Source organism: Sulfurovum indicum (genome assembly GCF_014931715.1).
Classification (GTDB): Bacteria; Campylobacterota; Campylobacteria; order Campylobacterales; family Sulfurovaceae; genus Sulfurovum; species Sulfurovum indicum.
This window is the reverse complement of sequence record NZ_CP063164.1, coordinates 1,043,387-1,066,887: the sequence shown is the minus strand read 5'-3', so window position 1 is coordinate 1,066,887 and position 23,501 is coordinate 1,043,387. Positions and strand designations below refer to the sequence as shown.

Genomic DNA, 23,501 nt, shown 5'->3' with positions numbered 1-23,501 from the left:
GCCAGCCATATCACTTTTTCCTAAACCGGGCAAAAAGCGGATTGTGGTCTGAGATACCATCCTCCTCCAATACCTCATATGCAAGCAGCTCCAATCCTCTGTAGAATATGAAATCCAGATGATTTCCGAACATAGACTTGACACTCTCATCTTTTCCATAGGGTACCATAGCCAGTCCGAGAGCTTTTCTGATACCAGAAAGTTTTGTTACCCTTTTTTGGTTCCATGTATTGAAGTCACCGGCAACGATCATCGGTCCGGTATGAACGCTTAAAAGTTCCAACAGTCTGTCTGTCTCTTTATTGTAGCTTCTGTTCTCCCGAAAGTTGATCGCATGTATGTTCACAATAAGCAATTCACTTCCATCTTCATATCTGTAGTTTGTCAGAAGAAAACTTTTACGTGTAGCAAAAAAAGCCTCTTTCGATTCGGAGAGAAATGCTCTGGCCTCTTTGGAAACGGTTCTGCTGGCGGTCAATACACCGTAAAAGGATCTTCTGTACTCTATATTTGCAGCAGCATCAAATGCAAATCCCTCGAACAGACAAGGTCTGTCTGCTTTAAAACTGGCCTCCTGAAAAAGAAGGAAGTCAATTTTTTTCTTCTCTATCTCTTTTTGCATAAATGATCTGAAGCGATCATTCAAACGGTTCTTTTTATAGACATTCCAGCAAATGAGGCCAAAAGAGTCCGGTAGAACGCTAAGACATTCATGATGACAATAGTTATGGTGAACTTGCGAAGGTATGAGCATTACGGTATCCTAAAATATCCATTCTTATCGTTTGATTATAGCATTATTACTCTCTCTCACCCTTGCAGGCAGCACCTAAAAGTGACACTTTTCCGCTATTCGGTTTTAAATAAGATAATTTTTGTCCTATTTGTAACTTTTTTTATGTTATAATACTTCTACAAAAAACAAAATTAAAAGGATTTAACATGCCAAAGATCAATAAGTATGTAGATATCGACACCGTCGAAAGAGAAGCGAAAAAAGACCTTATAGACAGACATTCACCGTTCATCACTGTAGAGGGTGAAGCAAAAAAAGGTGAAATGCTTGCAGTAAACGTAAAAATGGGTCAGGAGTATACGCATCCTGATGATTTCGATCACTATATCGAGTCTATTACACTTTTTGACGGTGATACAAAACTTGCAATGGCTACTTTCGTACCGGGGACACTCGGAAACGAAAAATCCCATGCTGAAGTAACTTTCAACATTAGACCAACCAAAAGCAAACTTAAGCTTGTGGCTCACGGATACTGTACAAAACACGGTATCTGGGAATCTACTCCTGTTGAAGTGACTGTAGCAGACTAAACTGCTTTACTCTCTGCCTCTCGTATGAGGGGCATTTATCTCCCCCTACTTTATATATTTTACAAAAGCATCACTCTTTAATCAAATTGACCTTATCAGATACCTTTCCTATTCTCTGCCAAACTTTTTTTCAAATTCTACGATCTTTGGCAGTGTACTGAGTACGGAGTCGGGGTTGAGACTGATGGAGTCGATCCCCAGTTTGACCAGGTACTCCGCCACATCCGGATAGTCTGAAGGTGCCTGACCGCAGATCCCGCTGTGACGATTGTTTCTTTTGGCACCCTCAACCGCCATTTTGATCATTTTTAAAACACCGGGATCACGTTCTTCATAGTCAAATGCTACGATCTCACTGTCACGGTCCACTCCAAGGGTCAGTTGCGTCAGGTCGTTACTGCCGATACTGAAGCCGTCAAATATCTCACTGAAACTGTCGATAGATATGACATTATTGGGGATCTCACACATCACATAGATCTTCAGTCCTCTCTTCCCCTTTTTAAGACCGAATTTCTCCATCGTTTCTACGACACGTTTTCCCTCTTCGACACGGCGGCAGAAAGGGATCATCAGGATGACATTCTCAAATCCCATCTCTTCACGTACCCGTTTCATCGCGGCACACTCAAGAGCGAACCCCTCTTCATACGCCGGGTGGGTATAGCGTGATGCCCCCCTAAAACCGATCATAGGGTTCTCCTCATGGGGCTCGAAGAATTTTCCGCCAAGCAGTGTGGCATATTCGTTGGACTTGAAATCGCTCATGCGTACCACACAGGGTTTGGGATAGACTGCAGCCGCTATTGTAGCTACACCCTCTGAAAGACTTTTAATAAAAAACTCCTCCATAGAACCGAACGGTCCACTAAGTATCTGCAGTTTTTTTCTTGTCGCTTCATCTACCTTTTCAGGATGTTTGAGAGCCATCGGATGTGCTTTGATATATTCATTAATGATGAATTCCATCCGTGCCAGTCCGATACCGTCCACAGGCAGAGAAGCCAGTGAAAAGGCAATATCTGGATTACCGAGGTTCATCATAATATCCGTTCTGGTTTTGGGCAGCTTGCTTAGGTCTGTCCGAACGATCTCAAAATCAACTTTTCCTTCATAGACCTGACCGTTCTCTCCCTCTGCACAGCTGACGGTCACCTCCTGTCCATCTTTAAGTATTTCCGTCGCATTCTCTGCACCTACTACCGCAGGAATACCAAGTTCACGACTGACTATCGCTGCATGGCAAGTACGCCCTCCTCTCTTTGTAATAATGGCCGAAGCGATCTTCATGATCGGCTCCCAGTCAGGGGTCGTAGTCTCTGCCAGGAGTACCTCTCCTGCTTTAAACTCCTTCAGAGCCTTTGCGTCTGAGATATACCGTACTTTTCCGGTACCTATTCTGGTTCCCACGGCACGTCCGGTCACCAGCACTTTGCCTCTTTCTTTAAGCCGGTAGATCTCCAGAACTGTTCCCCTCTTCTGTGACTCAACCGTTTCCGGACGTGCCTGCACCATGTATATCTGACCATCCAGACCATCTTTGGCCCACTCCATATCCATCGGTTTGCAGTATCCAGCCTCTTGAGAGTAGTGATGTTCCACTTTAATGGCATACTCTGCCAGGATCATGATATCCTCATCACTTATGCTGAAACGTTTTCTCTCCTCACTGGTCGTTTCTATGTTCATGGTATACGCTGCGGCAACCCTCGTGGTCTCCTCTCTGTCGGCAAAGACCATTTTAAGTGCCTTGCCGCCCAGTCTCCGCTTTAAAACAGCCCGATATCCTTTTTTAAAGGTCGGTTTGTGCACATAGAAACTGTCAGGATCCACCGTACCCTGTACAACATTCTCTCCCAGTCCGTATGCAGCATTTATAAAGACGACATCTTCAAAGCCCGTCTCCGTATCGATACTGAACATCACACCACTGGCCCCGATATCACTGCGCACCATTTTCATGACAACAACAGATAGATGGACTTTGAAATAATCAAACCCGTGATCGTATTTGTAGTGAAGGGAACGGTCGGTGAAGTTTGAAGCAAGACAGCGTTTGTAGGCATCCAGCAGTGCTTCATCTGAGGAAATATTCAGGTAGGTTTCATTCTGCCCGGCAAAAGAGGCCTCAGGAGAATCCTCTGCCGTTGCGGAGGAGCGTACAGCAAGGGAAAGGCCCGCTCCATACTCCTCTCTCAGAGCACGATACCCTTCGAGTATCTCTGCTTGAATCTTTTCAGGTATCTCACACTCCTGTATGATCTTCCGGCATGCCGCACCGCGCTCCTGAAGCTGGGTCACGTTATTAGGGTCAAGATCATCGAGCTGTTCATGCAGTTTTTCCCATGCATCGTTATACTCAAGTATATCGTTATAGGCTTCAACAGTAACAGCAAAGCCATTGGGTACCCGAACTCCTTTCGCTGTCAAATGACGGTACATCTCTCCCAAAGAAGCATTTTTCCCACCCACGATCTCTATATCATTAATACCAAGCTCTTTAAACCATTTGATATATGCAGCCACGATCGCTCCTTTATTTTACGATAGAGTATATTTGAACAGATGAAGTCCTGCCAGGCAATACCCTCTTTTGGAACAGGCTTTTTCCCGTCTGCTTTTTCCTCTTTTTTACAGGTGTGAGCTCTTGATTCACACTATTTTGTATAGACAGCTTTTACTACAACAAGCAACAGTACCGATACAAGAAATAAAAACAATGGCTTCTTCATACCATAACTATAGCAAAATATTGAAGTAAATTAAAGGTAACTCTCATTATGATATTGTGGAAGTACAGAGTTGTCAGAGGTCATCTTAAGTCCCATAGAGATATAATGTCTCTATGAAAAACCTCAAAAATGCCCTTCTTCTCAAACAGCTTTACCAACTCAGACAGTTAGGGTACAAATACACCTCTGCAACTGTTTACAAAGAAGATGAGCCTGATCTTTCCCTGCCTGATACACTGGAAAAGCTCAAAGTACAGGCACAGCAGTGTCATCTTTGCGAATTAAGCAAGAGTCGCAGCAGTGTTGTCTTTGGAGAGGGGAGTCCGCAAGCAGATATCATGTTCATAGGAGAAGCTCCCGGAGTGACCGAGGACAGCATGGGGAAACCCTTTACAGGACGTTCTGGAGAACTTCTTACAAAGATGATAGAGAATGTACTTCTCATCAAGCGTGAAGAGGTCTATATCACCAATATTGTCAAGTGCCGGCCACCGGATAACCGTGTACCTACCCCTACAGAAGCACACACATGCTACTCTTTTCTACTCAAACAGATAGAGCTTGTCAAACCCAAACTTATCGTAACACTTGGCGGTACAGCGTACCACTACATGACAGGAGATGAAACTGGCATTAGCAAAATAAGAGGGACACTGCATCAACAGAACGGATATACCCTCATCCCTACCTATCATCCCAGTTTTCTGCTAAGAAATCCGAGTGCAAAAAAAGAAGTATTCGAAGATCTGAAGAAAGTGAAAGCGTTGATGGAACAGTTTTAAAAAACTCTTGATCTTATGTTGCTCCCGGTTTCCCGGGAATCAGAAAGTATATCCCTCTCCTGATCACTACAAAACCTCCGGTTAAACCGAAGGAAGAGTTGATAAAGAAAAAGAACCTTACGCTTCTCTTGCTTTGCTGATGATCTGTTCAACAATGGACGAATCTTCAAGTGTCGAGATATCCTGCGTGATCTCCTCCCCTTTGGCAATAGAACGAAGAATTCTTCTCATAATCTTGCCTGAACGTGTTTTCGGCAGTCCCGGTACCTCTACAATGTGGTCTGCTTTGGCAATATTCCCTATCTCGGAAGAGAGCAGTGCATTGATGTGGTTTTTTATATCTTTGTTAATATGCCCCTCTTTGAGCACAATGTAGATAAAGATAGACTCACCTTTGATATCATGCGGTCTTGCAACGACCGCTACTTCTGCCACCGAGTCATCTTTCTTGACCGCAGCTTCGATCTCGGCAGTACCCATACGGTGTCCTGAAACATTGATGACATCATCCACGCGACCTGTAATGGTGATGTAGCCATCCTCGTCTATCACTGCACCGTCACCGGAGAAGTAGACCGGTTTGCCATCTTTGACCGCATCACCGAAATAGGACTTCTCATAACGTGCGGGGTCTCCCCAGATAGTACGTATCATACTCGGCCACGGCTTTGTGATACAGAGCAGTCCTGTCTCACCTGCCTCTTTTGGTGTTCCGTCAGGGTCAATAACCTCTGCCATAATACCTGGAAGAGGGAAGGTTGCACATGCCGGTTTGATCGGTGTTGCTCCCGGAAGAGGAGAGATCATATGCCCGCCTGTTTCTGTCTGCCACCAGGTATCGACAATAGCACACCTGCTGTTCCCTACCACCTCATAGTACCACTTCCATGCCGGAGGATCGATAGGCTCTCCCACCGTACCAAGAACTTTGAGCGAAGAGAGATCATACTTTGTTGGCTCATCTTCTCCCATTTTATGCAGTACACGGATCGCTGTCGGTGCTGTATAGAACTGGCTTATCTTATGATCCTGTACCATTTTCCATGCACGTCCTGCATCAGGATAGGTCGGTACACCTTCGAACATCACTGTTGTCGCACCTGCTGCAAGCGGTCCGTAAATGATGTAAGTATGACCTGTGATCCATCCGATATCCGCAGTACACCAGTAAACATCTTTATCTTTAATGTCAAATACCCATTCCATGGTCATCTGTGCCCAGAGGATATACCCGGCACTGGAGTGCTGTACCCCTTTTGGCTTTCCGGTACTGCCTGAAGTATAAAGAAGGAAAAGGGGATCCTCACTGTCCATGACCTCATAAGGGCACTCTGCATGCTGCTCACCGATCAGTTCATTATAGTTGTGGTCTCTTCCTTCTACCCAGTTGATCTCTTCATTGTTTCTTTTTACGACAAGTACCGCTTCTACACTCTTGCCGCCCTGGCTAAGTGCATCATCAACCACCTGCTTGAGCATATACGGTTTACCTTTTCTGTAAGCACCGTCAGCGGTAATAACAAGTTTCGCCTCGGCATCTTCTATACGGTCTTTAAGTGCTTCTGCAGAGAAGCCGCCAAAGACGATAGAGTGGATCGCACCTATTCTTGCACATGCCAGCATCGCGTAGGCTGCTTCCGGGATCATCGGCATATAAAGTACGACCCTGTCCCCTTTTACTACACCAAACTTTTCTCTAAGCAGATTCGCCATTCTGTTGACACGCAGAGAGAGCTCAGCATAGGTAATGTGTTCAACATCACCTCTGTCTCCTTCAAAAAGGATCGCCGTCTTCTCCGCCTTGTCTGCAAGGTGTCTGTCTACACACTGGTTACAGACATTGAGCTTTCCGTTAACGAACCATTTGTAAAACGGTGCATTACTCTCATCAAGGACCTGGTCATAGGGAGCAAGCCAGTCGATCTTCTCATCGGCATACTCTTTCCAGAAACCTTCGTAGTCCTCTTTTGCCTTGTTTTGCAGTTCCCAGTACTCATCCATACTTTTAATGGCGGCATTTTGTGCAAATTCTGGATTGGGCTGATATACAGGTCTGTGTTCTTTCATTTTCGTACCTCTTTTGTATGATTATTATAGATTTGTTAGAACAAGTGTAACATAAAGTAGCGGGATTTAAAAGGTTTTTGTAGAGAATTTTTTTTAATTAGGAGTATTTTTATCCTATTTGTTACATCTGCAGTAAAACAGAACGGTTTAAAGATATTATAGAGGCTAACCGTCTAACTGACATTTTCAGAGAAGGAGAGTCCCTACTCTCCCCCCCTATGCCTGTTCAGCATTTGCACTGAATGATCTCTTCGATCTTTGTTACAATACCCGGGTCTTCAAGTGTCGACGTATCCTGAGTGATCTTCTCACCTTTGACAAGGCTTCTCAGTATACGTCGCATGATCTTGCCCGAACGTGTTTTCGGAAGATCTGGTACAAAAGCCATATCGTCACACAATGCGATCGCACCTATCTCGGATTTGATGATAGTATTGATCTCTTTCATGGTTTCAAGTTCATCTGCCACACCCTCATCATTTTTGAGGACCACATAGGCAAAGATCCCTTCGCCTTTAATATCATGCGGCTTGCCGACTACGGCAACAGCTGCAACATTCTCATGTTTTTTGATGGCTGCTTCTACTTCTGCAGTTCCCATTCTGTGTCCGGAGACGTTGATGACATCATCGGTACGTCCTGTAATAGTGATGTATCCATCCGCATCTATCATTGCACCGTCACCTGTAAAATAGACTGGTTTACCCTCTTTTTTGCAGTCACCGAAATAAGATTTTACAAACCTATCCGGGTCTCCCCAGATATTCCTGATCATACTTGGCCAGGGTTTGGTAATACAGGCGAACCCTTTTTCCCCTGCCGGTGTCGGTGTACCGTCCTCTTCTATAACCTCTGCCATAATACCCGGAAGCGGGAAGGTTGCACATCCCGGTTTGATCGGTGTTGCTCCGGGAAGCGGACTGATCACATGCCCTCCTGTCTCTGTCTGCCAGTAGGTATCAACAATGGAACATCTGCCTCCTCCTACCTCTTCATAGTACCACTTCCATGCAGCAGGGTCAATAGGCTCTCCGACTGTTCCAAGGATACGCAGTGAACTAAGATCATATTTTCCCGGTTCATCTGCTCCCGTCTTATGCAGCAGTCTGATAGCTGTCGGTGCCGTATAGAACTGATTGATCTGGTACTCTTCCACCATTCTCCAGCATCGTCCGGCATCCGGGAAAGTAGGTACCCCTTCAAACATTACAGTCGTTGCTCCTGCAGCCAGCGGACCGTAAACAATATAGGTATGGCCGGTGATCCATCCAACATCTGCTGTACACCAGTAGGTATCATTCTCTTTAATGTCAAAAACCCACTCCATTGTCAACTGAGCCCAGAGAATATATCCTGCACTGGAGTGCTGTACTCCTTTTGGTTTTCCTGTACTTCCTGAAGTATAAAGAAGAAACAGCGGGTGCTCTGCCTCAACAGCTACCGGTTCGCATTGAGAGGATTGACTCTTCACCAGCTCATAGTAGGCATAGTCACGTCCGGCCTCCCAGTGGATATCTTCACCGTTACGTTCAACAACACAGACTGCCTCGACACACTCACACCCCTCTTCAAGTGCCTGGTCAACTACCGGCTTGAGCATATACGGTCTTCCTTTTCTAAAGGCACCGTCTGCTGTCACGACCAGCTTTGCCTGTGCATCGATAATGCGGTCTCTCAGCGCTTCTGCCGAGAAGCCGCCGAATACCACAGAGTGGATCGCACCGATCTTGGCACATGCCAGCATAGATATCGCCGCTTCCGGGATCATCGGCATATAGAGTACGACCCTGTCCCCCTTTTTTATATTGAACTGGTTCTTGAAGAGATTGGCTGTTTTGTTCACTTCATAGAAGAGTTCACGGTAGGTCAGTACCTTCTGATCACCATTGTCACCTTCAAAGATTATTGCTGCTTTGTTTTTTCTTGTTGCAAGGTGTCTGTCTACACACTGGTATGCAACATTGAGCTCACCATCTTCGAACCACTTGTAGAATGGTGCATTCTCTTCATTCAGTATCTTGGTGAAAGGCTTGAACCATGAGATCTTCTCTTTGGCAAGGTCTCCCCAGAAACCTTCATAATCCTCTTTTGCTTTGTCCATCAGTGCATGGTACTCATCCATACTCTTGATCGCTGCATCCCTGAAGCGTTCTTCATTCGGAAAGTAGAGTTCTTCTGTCATCACTCCTCCTTTTAATTATCTTTTTCATGCTTCCGTAACAGTATAAGACGGTGACATATACTGCGAGTATAACCTGCATACATAGCATTTATATAGCAAGGAGAGATCAGAAATGTTTTTTTGATCATGTTCAAATTTATTTGTGCAGTATGCTACTATTTGAAACATTTTTTGCCATAGTGTATTTCTTGCACAATAGTGCTGTCTACTCTCATAACGATCCATGTTTTTCACTTATTTCAAAGATCTTTTTTCAGTATTAAATACGGATACCGGATATTTCTTCTGTATAAAGATCATGTATAATGTTTTTGGGTGAGTTTCAGGTAAGCCATTGCTGTCATAACCGCATCATTGAGTGCATCATGTGCCTGAAGTTCCGGCAGTGAGAGATCCTTGATGATCGTATTGAAACGCAGGTCAATATTTCCCTGCGGGATCATGGGGATCTTGCGGTCATAATAGATCGCGGAGAGCTCCTCTCTCCTGTTGGGAAGCGTGATGCCTATCATCGGCTTGATGTATTTGTTGATCATGGCAAGGTCAAATTCAAGAAAATACCCGACCAGCGTTCTGCTTCCTATGAAGTAGAGGAATCTCTCCATAGCTTCTTCTATGGAAACAGCATCATTCAGATCACAGTGGCGGATGTGATGAATGGCAATGCTCTCATGGCTGATCTGTCTGCTCTGTTTGACAAAAATATGGAGCGCTTCGTTCACAAGTATCCTGTTCTCTCTGATCTTTACTGCCCCTATGGAAACAATATCGTCTCTTTTGGGGTCGAGTCCTGTGGTTTCGCAGTCAAAGACCACTACTTCATTTTCAGGAGGAGCATCAAACAGAAATGCAAAACGTTCATCCGTCAGTTTTTTCCGGTTCCATTTTTGCTTTAGTGCATCAAACATTCAACCCACCATACTGAGATGAAAGTGGTAGGCCACTCTCTTTTTGAACTGCTCCACTATTTTAAGTGCCTCTTTAAGGGTGTCTTTTTCCAGTTTGCTCAGTCTCTTCAAGTCAATATAATTATCCGGAGATTTCCCCTCCTCCAGTTTCTGAAGCCGGGCATGCAGACGAAAGGTCATAAGTACCTCAAGTGTTTCCATTAAATTCACAGCATCCTCTTTGGTCATGTATCCTGCATTGTTCAGTGCCTTGATACGCTGTGTCGTATTGGTCTTTGTGATACCGTGTTCAAGAGCCAAAGCTCTTATACCGTGAACAATCGCAAAGAGCGCCCCCTTTTTTATATCGATCTCATCCTTATGATCCCTCTCCCGGGAGACAAATCTGGAAAAAAGCCCCAACGGCGATTCAAAACTCTCTATCGGTTTTGCGAAATGGGGCAAAAAACTTTGATGCTTTTTCGCTTCTGCTATCAAATGGTCTCTCAGCCCTATAAAAAGCGCTTTATTCCCTGCAACGGCAAATGCATCATAAAAGATCGACAACTCTATTAAGCCGTTACTCTCCGTATGGTTGATCCACTCTTCTATATCGGCTTTATAGCTGTTCACTTCTTTTGCCCACCTGGGATTGATGACCATAACATTCCCCTTACAGCGCGGAAAACCAATAGCTTCGAGTGCTTCAGTGAATTTTGGAAGGATCTCTTCTTTCCCCTCGGCTTCAAATCCATCCTCAAAGATCAGGGCATTGTCCTGGTCTGTTTTGAGTATCTGCTCTCCCCTGCCCTCACTGCCAAGAAGCAGAAGCGTACATTTCTCATGCCATGAGCGGGGAAAGATCAGCATAAAAAGTCTGGCATACATTTTTTTATGGACCTCAGAGACCATTTTGGCGATATATCGTGACTTGATCCCTTTCAGGTGCAGCGTTTTGACCATCACATCTATACGCTTGGATGCATCGATAACACTCTCGATATCCCCGGCATTTTCTATCTGGGTAGTTATAAGGTGGGACTGGTTTGAAAAATAGCTCAACAGATCGATGAGTGTCAGTATGCCTACAGGTTTTTCATTCTCATCAACTACAGGCATATGTTTGATGGAGTGCCCGGTCATTAAGATCAGTACATTGAAAAGAAGTTCACCCTCAGAAACAGTGATTGCCGGAAAAGTCTGTATCTGTGAAACAGTCAGAAGTTCCTCTCTCTCCTTGGAGAGGATATATTTTCTCAAGTCCATATCGGTGACAATGCCGTACCCTTCCGTATTGTTTACAAGCAATGCAGCAGCGCCCTCGGTCTCAAGTTCAGCCACCGCTTCGGTAACGGATATATCAGGCTCAACGATACAGGCAGGATGCAAAATATCACGATCGATACGTGCTACCATCAGATCTGCCGTTTTGGCACTCTCTCTACGCTCCTTGATCATATCGATGCGTTCTACAATAGAGGAGAAGAAATAACTTCTGAAAGCCTCATTACTGTCACACAACTGTAGAAATACTTCTTTGGGTATCTCATAACAGATCATCTCTTCGGTTACAATATAGTCATAACCTGAAGGTTGCTTCTCTATCAGTTCAATACCGCCGAACGTATCATCCTGGTGGTAGATATCGACCAGTTCATCATTTACTATGGCTTCCACCACTCCCTTGATAATATAGTAAAGTCTATCAGGTGTTTGATCTGTGGCGATCAGTATGGTCTCCTGAGGATAGTAGACGATCTGGGCACTCTTTTCTATTGTTTTTTGTTCCTCTTTGCCTAAAAGGGAAAAAGGCAGATGCTCTTTCAGTCTCTGAAGTAGTGCGATCATTGGCGGATATCCTCATTTAAACTCTCTGTATAGTGCTATAACAAAGGGGGAATATTATAGCACTAAACAGAAAATTCCATACAAAGCCCGAAGGCTTTGCATACAATGATCAGTGAGAGACTGCACCTTCTGCACCGATACCTGTCTGAGAGCGGATATCCTGTGCTTCGAATGCTTCCCTCTCCTTTCTTGCATCTTCACTGTTGTCAGTGACAGAGAAGAAGTAGATACCGATAAAGGCAACCGTTACCGAGAAGAGTGCAGGATACTTGTAAGGGAATATCGCTTCTGCATTACCCAGGATCTGTACCCACACAATAGGACCGAGAATGACAAGCAGCACTGCTGTTGCAAGTCCGAGACTGCCTCCGATGACCGCACCTCTTGTGGTCAGTTTGCTCCAGAACATGGAGAGGAAGAGTACAGGGAAGTTCGCTGACGCTGCGATGGCAAATGCCAGGCCGACAACGAATGCAATGTTCTGCTTCTCAAATGCAATACCAAGAAGGATCGTAATGATACCAAGTGCTACCGTAGCGATCTTGGAAACCTTCATCTCTTTAGCTTCGTCAACTCTATCTCTTTTAAATACGTTTGCATACAGATCGTGGGAGATCGCCGATGCTCCTGCAAGCGTAAGACCTGAAACCACGGCAAGGATCGTAGCAAATGCCACAGCCGAGATGAATCCGAGAAAGAAGTTGCCGCCGACAGCATGGCTTAAGTGTATTGCTGCCATATTCTTACCGCCAAGAATTGGCGCGCCGCCACTAACAGCCTGCTTTGCAAGATCAAGATACTGAGGGTTGTTCAATACCATGATGATCGCACCAAAACCGATGATAAAGGTCAAAACATAGAAGTAACCGATGAAACCTGTTGCAAAGAATACGGATTTTCTTGCCTCTTTTGCATCTGCAACCGTAAAGAATCTCATCAGGATGTGCGGAAGACCTGCTGTACCGAACATCAGTGCAATACCAAGAGAGATCGCTGATACAGGATCAGATACCAACCCTCCGGGAGCCATAATAGCCTGATGTTTGGGGTGTACCTCCACCGCTTTGGCGAACATTGCTTCAAGAGAGAATCCAAAGTGGCTCATAACTGCAAGTGCCATAAATGTCGCACCAGAAAGAAGAAGTACCGCTTTAATTATCTGAACCCATGTTGTTGCAAGCATACCACCGAAAGTCACATAAAGGATCATCAGTGTACCGACAAGCACAACTGCCAACTCATACGGAAGACCAAAGAGAAGCTGGATCAGTTTGCCAGCCCCTACCATTTGGGCGATCAAATACAAAATAACTGTTGCAATGGAACCAAACGCCGCAAGTGTTCTGATAGGTGTCTGCTTCAGTCTGTACGCTGCAACATCGGCAAAGGTGTATTTTCCCAGGTTTCTAAGTCTCTCAGAAACAAGGAACAGAATGATCGGCCAGCCGACAAGGAAACCGATAGAGTAGATCAGTCCGTCATATCCGGCCAGATAGACCAAACCGGAAATACCAAGGAACGATGCCGCTGACATGTAGTCCCCTGCAATTGCCAGACCGTTCTGGAAACCTGTAATACCGCCGCCGGCAGTATAGAAATCTTTTGCTGTCTTCGTTCTTTTTGCTGCCCAGTATGTAATACCCAGTGTACCTGCAACAAAAATAAGGAACATCACTATCGCAGAAATATTAAGCGGCTGCTTCTGCACTTCACCCTCAAGTGCACCTGCTGCAAATGCACCTGCACTCAACAGCAATGTTAATAATAAAAACTTTTTCATTACGCAATATCCTTTAACTCTTCTTTTACCTGATGGCTCAGTTCATCAAACTCACTGTTGGCTCTTTTTACATAAATACCGGTCAAAACAAATGCAATAACAATAATAGCGATACCGATAGGTATACCAATGGTCATTACACCCTCTCCCATTCTGGTTCCCAGTACTGCCGGTTCAAACGCGATCGTTAAAATAAAGGCATAGTAGATCACCAGCATAATAATAGAAAGAGTCCATGCGAATCTGCTTCTCTCTTTTACCAGTTTCTGATACTTCGGATTGTTCCGAACATGTTCAATCTGTTCTTTAGTCATTTCAGTTCCTTGTTAAAAATTGTAGTTTACTATGAGTCTGTACTCATCCCAGTCCAGCCCCTCTTTGAAATCTCTTGGGTAGTTTGCTCTGGCTCTAAGGCTGAGACCTTCAACCGAAGCAACTTTATACTGTACGTCCCAGCCTGACTCAGAGGCGGTCCAGGCATTGCCGTTGTCATAGGTATTCTCTCTACCGATATCAAATTCAGTATAGTATACCGAAGCTTTAAGTCCGTATGCTTTAAAGTTGTATGATGCTGCTACTTTCCAGCTGTCAGTATTGGCAAAGAACTGGTGTCTTGTCACCATTCCCTGTGTAAATGCGGGCATACCTCCCCAGGGAGTGATCACTCCTCCATTCGTTACTGTATCCGCGTCATCTCCTGTAGATGAGTAGGCAGCATAGGCACTGAATGCATCAAAGGCTGCAGCCAGCTTAACGCCAAAGTAGTTTACATCCACACTCCCCGCCAGACTGTCGCCGATATCGCTTTCATTGATGAACTGTACAGATGCTTTCATCTTCACAGCATCATTGAGCAGACAGTTCCAGCCAAAATCAGCCTGAAGATAAACTGCATTGAGAATATCCCATGCTACATAGTCCCAAGCCTGTACTTTTAGTCCGCCTTTGGCATATATGGCTGCCAATGCAGTAACACCGTCCGTATCTACACCTTCACCAAGCGCGATCTCTCCCATGTCGGCAAAGTCACCACCTGTACCCAATTTATACCCAAGACCGTAACCGCTTTGCAAAGAGAGTGCGGAGGGAGTACCGTAAACATTACCGAATGTACCGACTGTCTCTTTCATTACATGTGCAGCGATCAATGTAGTATTCTCTACTTCTTTATTGCTCAAAAGTACTGCTTCAAAAAGGTTTGGAAGCATACGTGCATCATCTGCTCCCGCAAGCGGTGTATCAAGTCTTTGACGTCCGACTTTTATGTTCGTATTGCCAAAGGCATAACTAAGGTATGCCTGACCGACAAACAGGTAGTTGTCAAAGCTGTCACCATAAAGTGACGGGTCATAACTTGCACTGCCGACCACATCCGCATCTTCATCATGAATATCAAGTCCGTAGGTACCGTACGCAGCTACCGTTGCACTGAAACCATTGTATTCTGGCGTTCGGTAACCAATATAACCTCCGCTTGATAGTGAATTTCGGTTGTTGACGATTGAACCGCTGTATGTCCTGTCTATATAGAATGTACGGGACTGGCCGAATATCTCACCCCACTCTTTTTCTGTCTCTGTTTCTGCGGTACTTTCAGCAGGATCGATCTGCCCGCCCGCAGTCATCATTGTCGTTGCCACAAGTGACAATACGATTATTTTTTTCATATTTTACTCCTGAATTTTTTCTCGGTTTTATTATGGAAGGTGAAAATAGCATTAACATAGCATTGAAAAATTTGATGAAAATAAGGGGGTGTTATATCGTATTTGTATCAATTGGTAACGGTAAAGAGGTGTTATTGAAGTTATTTGTCGTTATGCTTCAGTAATGTTTGTTTACTTTGTAACCAATCCCTTTGAGACTCTCTATAAGATCCTCTTTGAGTACACGTTTGACCCGGTGCATCTCAGCCCTGATGGTTGCATTGTCTACATTGCTCTCTTCCCAGACGTAATGCCTGAGCATATCAAAATCAACGATCCTGTTGACATTCAAAGCAAACAGATGAATGATCTGGGCCTGTTTTGGTGTAAGGTGCTGCTCTTCATTGTCAAACAGGAGACGGTTCTTCTCCAGGTCGTAACTGTACATTTTGGAGAACTTTACAAGTGACCGGGGCGTAATGTTGGCCATCTTGAGCAGTCTCTCTATATGTAAAGTAAGTTCTTTCAGATGAAAAGGTTTTTTAAGGTAGTCATAGCAGCCCAGCTCATACGCTTTTGATATCTGCTCTATCTGGGTAATGGCCGAAATAAAAATAGTAGGCACGAATATCTTGTCACTTTGCAGTTTTTCAAGCAGGGTAAGCCCGTCTATCGTAGGGGTATTGATATCAAGAACAAAAAAGTCATACTTTTCTCTTCTTGCCTTTTGGAATGCATCTTCTCCATCTTCGCAGGCATCGACAATGTAGCCACAGTCTGTCAGATACTCTACCATAGCGCTCTGTAACATCAGTTCATCTTCCAGCAGTAATACTTTCATGCATATTCTCCTTTGAAAACATATCGAAACAGCGTCATATCTTTACCCGACTCAACTTCCACTTCAACATGCTCTTTTTTACAAATACTGTGTACGATCTCCAGCCCCAGACCAAAGCCGCCTTTGTTCTCTACTTCCTGATGGAACGGTTCAAAAATACGCTGTGTATCCTCTATCTGTTTTGAGTGGGTTCGAAACTCCAGAACAGTATCACCCTTTACTTTTTGAAGCCGTATGCCAATATCACTCTTCTTGTATGCATACTTGATAGCATTGGAGAGGTTATTATCGATGATCCTCTGCAGTTCTATATCTGAAAAACAGATGCTGATCCCCTCTTCTATCTCACTGACTATTTTATGCTCATTTCCCCTTGCGATCTCATTAAAAAAAACAATTCTCTCTTTAAGAAAAGAAGAGAAATCCAAGATCTGTTTTTCATAGACAAAACGGTCTTTTTTCACCATATAGCTGAGATCATCATAAATATTGGAGATCATTTTGGAAGCTGCTTCTATTTTTGAGAGGTATCTGTTCTCTCCATACTTCATCTTGTAGATATCGATATGTGTCATAATGACCGCAAGCGGTGTATTGATCTCATGGATAGAGTGTTTGATGAAACTGTCCTGTGCGGCAACAAGCTGTTCGTTATACTTTATCTGTTCATGCAGTTTTGCCGTTTTCTGTACAACTTTCTCTTCAAGTGATGCATTCAATGCTTTGAGTTCACTGTTCTTTTTGTGTATCTCCTCTACCATCTCATTGACATACGATACCAGTATCTTAAACTCTTTAATGTGTATCTGATGTTTGTCTATCACGATATTATGTACTACTGACTGCCGAAAGAAATCTCTGAAAGTTGATATCTCTTTATGGATAATACTGTTGATCATCTTGATCCCACCCCATGCGATCCAGAAGAGTATTGCAGAGAGGGTCAGTATTTCCATAACATAGCGGATAAGGCGTGCTTTTAACTTCTCTTTTTTCTGTGCGATGATCTCATCGATCTCATTAAGGTAGACTCCTGTACCGACCATCCAGTTCCACGGTCTGAATGGTGCTGCATATGAAACTTTCGGAGAGAGCTGGTTGTTGGCGGGGTTGGTCCATACATACTCCACATATCCTCCCCCTTTTTTTGCCTCCGCTATAAGTTCTTTGAGCATGTATTTACCATTGATATCCTGAAAGTCTATCATCTTTTTTCCCCGGTTTTCCGGCCTGTTCGGGTCTGAGATATTGACTCCGTCAAATGTATAGATAAAGATATAGCTGCTTCCGTTCCTGCGGTCAAAGAGGTGTTCAATGGAACTGATGATGTTTTCTTTAAGGTCTTCCTCTCCAATTTGCGTTCCCATGCTATCGTACGTATGGCGGATATAACGCAAGATACGTTCAGTTTCCTCTTTGATCTTGCTCTTTTGTTCTTCCAGGTAGTTTTTTCGAAGATGTATGGATTCCTGTTCAAAGTCCCTGTACTCTTCAAAGATCACAAGAAATGTAAAGATCAGGGCAAAGGCAAAAAGTATAATGATCCCGAAGAAATTGATCGAATGCAGACTGAGCTTTTGAAGATATCTTTTCATACTGCACTTGACTCCCGCTATCAGACGACTTCTATTTTCTCCGCCACATCAAGCCCAAAGCCTGCAAGTCCGACAAACTCGGTATCTTTGTTGGTGGTCAGAAGGTTGATGTTCCTGATGCCGAGGTCTTTGAGTATCTGTGCGCCGACACCAAACTCTTTGGCCTGTTCATGTGAGATCACTTTTGTATCGAGAAAAACCAGTACCCCACCGTTCTTCTTGAGATACTCTATGGAGTTGTTGAGCGCACTGAAACGTCTGTCATCAAGAATAAGGTCAATATCGCTGCCGATGTTATGGAACTTGACATTTGCCGTCTCGTGCAGTTTGTAGAACTGAATAACTGTATGGGTCCGGTCAAGATGGTCAGTGTAGGTATGTTTTTCTACTTTCATTCCTTTAAGCAGGGTCTCTTCACTGCTTAACCGTTTGACCAGCTGTTCATTGGCAAGACGGTACTCCACAATATCAGAGATGTAGACAATGCAGAGGTCATGTTCTTTGGCAAATATTTTCAGATCATCCATACGTGCCATCGTACCATCCTCTTTAATGATCTCACAGATCACACCTACGGGTGCCAACCCTGCCAGTTTACAGAGATCGACCGATCCTTCAGTGTGGCCGGTACGCACTAGTGTACCTCCGTCTTTGGCAATGAGAGGGAAAATATGTCCGGGACGTACAAAGTCACCGGCAACACTCAAAGGATTGGCCAGTTTTCGTATACAGTCATCCCGCTCAGCGGCAGAGATACCTGTGGTCGCAGTCGCAGAGTCTATGGAGACAGTAAACGCTGTTTCATGTGCAGAGTCATTGTTGCTGACCATCGGCATCAGCTCAAGCCCGGAAGCGAGCTCTTTGGTAATAGGTGTACAGATGAGTCCTCTTGCCTCTTTGGCCATAAAGTTCACCATCTCCGGTGTGGAAAAGGTTGCCGCATAGACAAGATCGCCCTCATTCTCACGGTCCTCATCATCCATCATAATGACCATCTTCCCTTTTTTGATCTCATCGATGGCTTTTTCTACTCTCTGTATTGCTTCTGACATTGTTGTTCCTGTTTTAGACTGATAAATTGAAGGTATTATATCGTAGGAGTATATAGAGTTTGGTTTAGACCATTTTATTAAGGGTCAGGCGTTGAATATCTACTTTTGACGATCTTTGAAACAAGTGAACGGGATAGACTCAAATACTTTGCTATCTGGGCTTGTGTGTATCCGTCATCACAGGCATTGATAATGCTGATATTTCTCTCATTCCTGGTTTTACTGTCCCTGAAATGTTCCTCGAGTGTTTTCAAATAGGCATGCCTATGAATATTCTCTTTAGTGATCACTTTTTGTTTTTGGATCGTATCAAGTATCTTCAGCTCCTCTTCCTGCAGAGTTACACCTATGAGTTCCTGTATATTTTCATAATCCAGTTCCGCCAGTAGTTTGGACTTGTTTGCACAGGGTATGGGTATTTGTTTGTTGGCAATCACGGCTCCTAATGTATAGGGGTATTCACCCACTCTCTTTGCTATATTTGCTTCTATCGGATTTTGTTCTATATAACGTATGAGCGTATAGTAATATGCTTCATTGTTGATGTATCGTGAGTAAAATCTTCCCTGCCAGAAGTGACCGGATCTTTTTTGTTTTTTATTTGCATAGATAGCATAATTGCTGTTGACTTGTTTCATAAAAAGTGAAAGATTGTCCAGTTCTGTTTCGATCAGCAGATGAAAATGATTGTGCATTAGACAATAGTCATGCACCACTACTCTATATGCTCTGCATGCTTTGCAAAGGATCTTTAAAAACATTGCATAATCATCATCCGATCTAAAGATATCAGAACGGTTCACTCCACGATTGATGATATGATGATACCCTGCCAGATCTATGCGCGGTCTTCTTGACATCACCTACTCCTTGTTTTTTTAAAAACAGTATAGCAAAAAAAGTGTATATTCAACGCCTGACCCTTATTTTAAGTTATAGCACCCTTCCCCACACAAATACGCTATAATCTCCAATGAGAGAAAACAGAGACCCCAACGGTTATAGCACCCTTCCCCACACAAATACGCTATAATCTATTAAGCGTTTAGAAGAGATAGATCTGCGTTATAGCACCCTTCCCCACACAAATACGCTATAATATCCGTGCTTCTGCATCGTTTATGGCCTTGGTTATAGCACCCTTCCCCACACAAATACGCTATAATTGAGTGTACTACCAGAAAATATTACAGTTAGTTATAGCACCCTTCCCCACACAAATACGCTATAATTAATACTTTTGCGAAAAAAGATAACAATCTGTTATAGCACCCTTCCCCACACAAATACGCTATAATGTATTGCTCATACGTGATAGAAAAATCGATGTTATAGCACCCTTCCCCACACAAATACGCTATAATACGCCCACGGAGTGCCCAGCGGAGCGTCCAGTTATAGCACCCTTCCCCACACAAATACGCTATAATGCTTTCAGATGGTTCTTACATCGAAATTGCGTTATAGCACCCTTCCCCACACAAATACGCTATAATGCTGCTAGTTTTTCTTTCACACTGCAGGTAGTTATAGCACCCTTCCCCACACAAATACGCTATAATCCGCCGATGAAGAGTGTGTCAAGGTATGCCGTTATAGCACCCTTCCCCACACAAATACGCTATAATAAGCCTATGTCTATTGCGTCTATCTTGTGCGTTATAGCACCCTTCCCCACACAAATACGCTATAATATCCTGCAATTCCTACCGCTGTAAGACCACGTTATAGCACCCTTCCCCACACAAATACGCTATAATTGCCGTATATAAGACAGTTGCATCGTTAACGTTATAGCACCCTTCCCCACACAAATACGCTATAATTACAACTGATATGTATCAGTTAACGCAACAGTTATAGCACCCTTCCCCACACAAATACGCTATAATTATCATCCTCGATCTGTCATCATACTACATGTTATAGCACCCTTCCCCACACAAATACGCTATAATGGACCATGTTGAGCGTTAAGGATGTTATATGTTATAGCACCCTTCCCCACACAAATACGCTATAATGGTCTCGATGGCATTCAACCTCTACCGCTAGTTATAGCACCCTTCCCCACACAAATACGCTATAATTCACTCTGTTTTTTTACAGAGCTATAGTGTGTTATAGCACCCTTCCCCACACAAATACGCTATAATTTGCCTTTTCCAAGTACGCCTGAGCCGTGAGTTATAGCACCCTTCCCCACACAAATACGCTATAATTTGGTGTTAGCGTTGGCACACTTGAAGCAAGTTATAGCACCCTTCCCCACACAAATACGCTATAATTGGGACTTTCGACAACGATATAGCAGGCTGGTTATAGCACCCTTCCCCACACAAATACGCTATAATTGTCTCCTACTGACTGGCTACTGTTCCCTAGTTATAGCACCCTTCCCCACACAAATACGCTATAATACTTGGACACCTAATCCACTTATAATAGGGGTTATAGCACCCTTCCCCACACAAATACGCTATAATTATCGGCGTCAACGTAATACCCATTGGTCAGTTATAGCACCCTTCCCCACACAAATACGCTATAATTTTTTTTTCGGTCACTTCGATCCTTGCATAGTTATAGCACCCTTCCCCACACAAATACGCTATAATTCTAAAGTAAACGAAGTTACAAATACAGAAGTTATAGCACCCTTCCCCACACAAATACGCTATAATTAATCATTGATCTACTAACAGGTGTAATGGGTTATAGCACCCTTCCCCACACAAATACGCTATAATAATGGCGGATGGATCAATGACACATCAGAAGTTATAGCACCCTTCCCCACACAAATACGCTATAATTCAGGCGGGTTTGACTGTGTTATCTCAGCAGTTATAGCACCCTTCCCCACACAAATACGCTATAATCTTCGTTTGTCAATCCAAGAGATCCAAGGAGTTATAGCACCCTTCCCCACACAAATACGCTATAATTACTACGATCAACTCGTTAAGGATCGCAATGTTATAGCACCCTTCCCCACACAAATACGCTATAATGATGATGATTTTGGATGCAATAGATGGGAAGTTATAGCACCCTTCCCCACACAAATACGCTATAATGATATCAATAGGCTGTACGATGACCTTGAGGTTATAGCACCCTTCCCCACACAAATACGCTATAATTCAGGCGGGTTTGACTGTGTTATCTCAGCAGTTATAGCACCCTTCCCCACACAAATACGCTATAATTCGCGGTCTTTGCCACCAAGACAGAGGTCAGTTATAGCACCCTTCCCCACACAAATACGCTATAATACCACAGGAGCAAAGCATCATAGTGGAAACGTTATAGCACCCTTCCCCACACAAATACGCTATAATTTTTCACCGCTAACAACACGTGAAGAGAAAGTTATAGCACCCTTCCCCACACAAATACGCTATAATACGGGGCTTTCAAGCCCCCTCGTAGACTTGATTTACACATTTTATTTCAATAAAAAAATCATCTTTTTTACCAAAATCGTTTAAGTTTTCTCATTTTTTTAGTATTTTTTGCATCAAAAAAGTAAAAGTTGTTGTACTCCTACATTTTTTTCTTCTACAGTTTCCTCACCTATAAGGATATGCATACGTTCATACTGCTTATCAGTAACCTGCATTGCTCTTATGTGACCTTTGGGTGGTAGATGCTTCATGGTGATATCCAAATACTTACTCACCATGTCTTGCCCTTTACATACACGCACATAAACAGAAAACTGTAACATTGTAAAGCCATTTTTTATAAGCATATTTCTAAACCTTGTTGCATGAGAACGTTCCTTCTTTGTTCCCGTGGGTAAATCAAAGAATACAAATAGTCTCATAAATCTACTCTCATAACTATCCATCATTATTAACCAAGACAGGAAGTTTTAGAAGTTGTACATCTTTTTCTAACGTTACGTTCATCAACGAAGTTACACATACTTCTACACTATTTAACAATGTTGTAGCTACACCATCTATAACGGTATTCATCGTAAACAGCTGATATAGCTCTACTTTATGCTCTGGTAAAAATCGTGTATCTGGTAACTCTATAAAGTTTTCATACTGCTCAGCCACTACCACATCTACAAAAGCCCTGTAGGGTTCTATGATGTCATCTGAAAGATTAAAGGCATTGAGTGTACTATGATGAAACAATCCAAAAGCCGGTAAAAACCCATGACTAGCCAAACTTCGTGAGATTGCTCCTCTTATAAGCGCATATCCATAGTTAAGAGCACTGTTTCTCCAGTCATTCTCATTTTTACGATTAAACTTTCCAAAAAGCTCAACAAAATAAAGTCTGGCAGCTGCACTCTCTACATTAGTGCTATCTGCTGATTTGACCGATTTTGCATAAGATTCTAACTGTTTTACTTTTGTTTTTCCCATGTATTCTAAAGTTTTGGCTTGGTTGCGTATTTTTTGAGAGACTATCTTTTGCCAAAGACGTTTTTTGAGAGGTTCACTCCATGCTATTTGATTATGTGCTACTTGTGTATAGCGACTATGTTGGTGAAAGGGGATGAACACACCATTTGGTGTATGGGTTTTATCGCAAGTAAACAGTACTATATTTGACTCTGTAAGCCGTGACATCAGTGCTGAGGTAATCGTCACTTGATGCACCTCTACAATGATGACAGATATATCATCTATCGGGACAGTTATCACTTCCCCATCTTTGGGTGCATACTTTAACTGATCGTTAGCAATGGAGATTTTAGCTGGCTTGGTTATAATAAGTGTTCTCCACCCCATAGT

Annotated in this window: 17 protein-coding genes and 1 CRISPR repeat array; of the genes, 2 read left to right on the top strand and 15 right to left on the bottom strand. The window is 43.4% G+C overall.

Annotation, left to right across the window (positions count from 1 at the left end; genetic code table 11):
• Positions 1-10: 10 nt before the first annotated feature.
• Positions 11-754 carry an endonuclease/exonuclease/phosphatase family protein gene (locus IMZ28_RS05345; protein ID WP_197549706.1) on the bottom strand — a complete coding sequence of 248 codons (744 nt, stop codon included), beginning with the start codon at positions 752-754 and terminating at the stop codon, positions 11-13.
• Between the two features lie 188 nt (positions 755-942).
• Here IMZ28_RS05345 and IMZ28_RS05340 point away from each other — a divergent pair, with 188 nt between their 5' ends.
• Complete coding sequence (locus IMZ28_RS05340) at positions 943-1,329, top strand: class II SORL domain-containing protein (RefSeq protein ID WP_197549705.1); 387 nt, start codon at positions 943-945, stop codon at positions 1,327-1,329.
• Positions 1,330-1,437: 108 nt separating this feature from the next.
• On the opposite strand, the gene ppsA is transcribed toward IMZ28_RS05340, so the two are convergent.
• Positions 1,438-3,855: a phosphoenolpyruvate synthase gene (gene ppsA, locus IMZ28_RS05335; protein WP_197549704.1), complete on the bottom strand. Its 2,418-nt coding sequence runs from the start codon at positions 3,853-3,855 to the stop codon at positions 1,438-1,440.
• Positions 3,856-4,174: 319 nt separating this feature from the next.
• On the opposite strand from ppsA, the gene IMZ28_RS05330 reads away from it, so the two are divergent.
• Positions 4,175-4,843 carry a uracil-DNA glycosylase gene (locus IMZ28_RS05330; protein WP_197549703.1) on the top strand — a complete coding sequence of 223 codons (669 nt, stop codon included), beginning with the start codon at positions 4,175-4,177 and terminating at the stop codon, positions 4,841-4,843.
• Positions 4,844-4,960: 117 nt separating this feature from the next.
• Here IMZ28_RS05330 and acs (IMZ28_RS05325) read toward each other — a convergent pair whose 3' ends face one another.
• The 13 genes from acs (IMZ28_RS05325) to cas1 form a co-directional block, all read right to left on the bottom strand.
• Positions 4,961-6,910 carry an acetate--CoA ligase gene (gene acs / locus IMZ28_RS05325; RefSeq protein WP_197549702.1) on the bottom strand — a complete coding sequence of 650 codons (1,950 nt, stop codon included), beginning with the start codon at positions 6,908-6,910 and terminating at the stop codon, positions 4,961-4,963.
• Between the two features lie 226 nt (positions 6,911-7,136).
• Entirely contained in the window at positions 7,137-9,092 is a 1,956-nt protein-coding gene (acs, locus tag IMZ28_RS05320; protein ID WP_197549701.1) for an acetate--CoA ligase, read from the bottom strand.
• A gap of 296 nt (positions 9,093-9,388) precedes the next feature.
• The gene (locus IMZ28_RS05315; protein ID WP_197549700.1) at positions 9,389-10,000 is read right to left on the bottom strand and encodes a 3'-5' exonuclease; all 612 of its coding nucleotides are present in this window, start codon (positions 9,998-10,000) and stop codon (positions 9,389-9,391) included.
• A complete protein-coding gene (locus tag IMZ28_RS05310; RefSeq protein ID WP_197549699.1) occupies positions 10,001-11,827 on the bottom strand; it encodes a putative nucleotidyltransferase substrate binding domain-containing protein in 1,827 nt (608 codons plus the stop codon).
• A 109-nt stretch (positions 11,828-11,936) separates the two neighbouring features.
• Complete coding sequence (locus tag IMZ28_RS05305) at positions 11,937-13,607, bottom strand: cation acetate symporter (protein ID WP_197549698.1); 1,671 nt, start codon at positions 13,605-13,607, stop codon at positions 11,937-11,939.
• Entirely contained in the window at positions 13,607-13,921 is a 315-nt protein-coding gene (locus tag IMZ28_RS05300; protein WP_197549697.1) for a DUF485 domain-containing protein, read from the bottom strand. The genes IMZ28_RS05305 and IMZ28_RS05300 overlap by 1 nt, the downstream gene beginning before the upstream one ends.
• A 12-nt stretch (positions 13,922-13,933) precedes the next feature.
• A complete protein-coding gene (locus IMZ28_RS05295; protein WP_197549696.1) occupies positions 13,934-15,274 on the bottom strand; it encodes an OprD family outer membrane porin in 1,341 nt (446 codons plus the stop codon).
• A 157-nt stretch (positions 15,275-15,431) separates the two neighbouring features.
• Entirely contained in the window at positions 15,432-16,094 is a 663-nt protein-coding gene (locus tag IMZ28_RS05290) for a response regulator transcription factor (protein WP_197549695.1), read from the bottom strand.
• Complete coding sequence (locus IMZ28_RS05285; protein ID WP_197549694.1) at positions 16,091-17,689, bottom strand: sensor histidine kinase; 1,599 nt, start codon at positions 17,687-17,689, stop codon at positions 16,091-16,093. The genes IMZ28_RS05290 and IMZ28_RS05285 overlap by 4 nt, the downstream gene beginning before the upstream one ends.
• 20 nt (positions 17,690-17,709) lie before the next feature.
• The gene (locus IMZ28_RS05280; RefSeq protein ID WP_197549693.1) at positions 17,710-18,741 is read right to left on the bottom strand and encodes a bifunctional 3,4-dihydroxy-2-butanone 4-phosphate synthase/GTP cyclohydrolase II; all 1,032 of its coding nucleotides are present in this window, start codon (positions 18,739-18,741) and stop codon (positions 17,710-17,712) included.
• Positions 18,742-18,818: 77 nt separating this feature from the next.
• On the bottom strand, positions 18,819-19,601 hold the full coding sequence (locus IMZ28_RS05275; RefSeq protein WP_197549692.1) for a transposase: 783 nt from the start codon (positions 19,599-19,601) through the stop codon (positions 18,819-18,821).
• A 72-nt stretch (positions 19,602-19,673) separates the two neighbouring features.
• Positions 19,674-22,151: direct repeats of the CRISPR family, unit length 36 nt; unit sequence GTTATAGCACCCTTCCCCACACAAATACGCTATAAT.
• Between the two features lie 113 nt (positions 22,152-22,264).
• Entirely contained in the window at positions 22,265-22,573 is a 309-nt protein-coding gene (cas2, locus tag IMZ28_RS05270) for a CRISPR-associated endonuclease Cas2 (RefSeq protein WP_232087523.1), read from the bottom strand.
• A gap of 16 nt (positions 22,574-22,589) precedes the next feature.
• The gene (cas1, locus tag IMZ28_RS05265) at positions 22,590-23,498 is read right to left on the bottom strand and encodes a type II CRISPR-associated endonuclease Cas1 (RefSeq protein ID WP_197549690.1); all 909 of its coding nucleotides are present in this window, start codon (positions 23,496-23,498) and stop codon (positions 22,590-22,592) included.
• Positions 23,499-23,501: the final 3 nt, after the last annotated feature.

Bases quoted from the DNA above. Each gene is read 5' to 3' on its own strand.
- IMZ28_RS05305 (WP_197549698.1), bottom strand. From the start codon at position 13,607: ATGAAAAAGTTTTTATTATTAACATTGCTGTTGAGTGCAGGTGCATTT.
- cas2 (WP_232087523.1), bottom strand. From the start codon at position 22,573: ATGAGACTATTTGTATTCTTTGATTTACCCACGGGAACAAAGAAGGAA.
- IMZ28_RS05295 (WP_197549696.1), bottom strand. From the start codon at position 15,274: ATGAAAAAAATAATCGTATTGTCACTTGTGGCAACGACAATGATGACT.
- IMZ28_RS05290 (WP_197549695.1), bottom strand. From the start codon at position 16,094: ATGAAAGTATTACTGCTGGAAGATGAACTGATGTTACAGAGCGCTATG.
- IMZ28_RS05340 (WP_197549705.1), top strand. From the start codon at position 943: ATGCCAAAGATCAATAAGTATGTAGATATCGACACCGTCGAAAGAGAA.
- IMZ28_RS05275 (WP_197549692.1), bottom strand. From the start codon at position 19,601: ATGTCAAGAAGACCGCGCATAGATCTGGCAGGGTATCATCATATCATC.
- IMZ28_RS05330 (WP_197549703.1), top strand. From the start codon at position 4,175: ATGAAAAACCTCAAAAATGCCCTTCTTCTCAAACAGCTTTACCAACTC.
- cas1 (WP_197549690.1), bottom strand. From the start codon at position 23,498: ATGGGGTGGAGAACACTTATTATAACCAAGCCAGCTAAAATCTCCATT.
- IMZ28_RS05345 (WP_197549706.1), bottom strand. From the start codon at position 754: ATGCTCATACCTTCGCAAGTTCACCATAACTATTGTCATCATGAATGT.
- IMZ28_RS05315 (WP_197549700.1), bottom strand. From the start codon at position 10,000: ATGTTTGATGCACTAAAGCAAAAATGGAACCGGAAAAAACTGACGGAT.
- IMZ28_RS05300 (WP_197549697.1), bottom strand. From the start codon at position 13,921: ATGACTAAAGAACAGATTGAACATGTTCGGAACAATCCGAAGTATCAG.
- acs (WP_197549702.1), bottom strand. From the start codon at position 6,910: ATGAAAGAACACAGACCTGTATATCAGCCCAATCCAGAATTTGCACAA.
- acs (WP_197549701.1), bottom strand. From the start codon at position 9,092: ATGACAGAAGAACTCTACTTTCCGAATGAAGAACGCTTCAGGGATGCA.
- IMZ28_RS05310 (WP_197549699.1), bottom strand. From the start codon at position 11,827: ATGATCGCACTACTTCAGAGACTGAAAGAGCATCTGCCTTTTTCCCTT.
- IMZ28_RS05280 (WP_197549693.1), bottom strand. From the start codon at position 18,741: ATGTCAGAAGCAATACAGAGAGTAGAAAAAGCCATCGATGAGATCAAA.
- IMZ28_RS05285 (WP_197549694.1), bottom strand. From the start codon at position 17,689: ATGAAAAGATATCTTCAAAAGCTCAGTCTGCATTCGATCAATTTCTTC.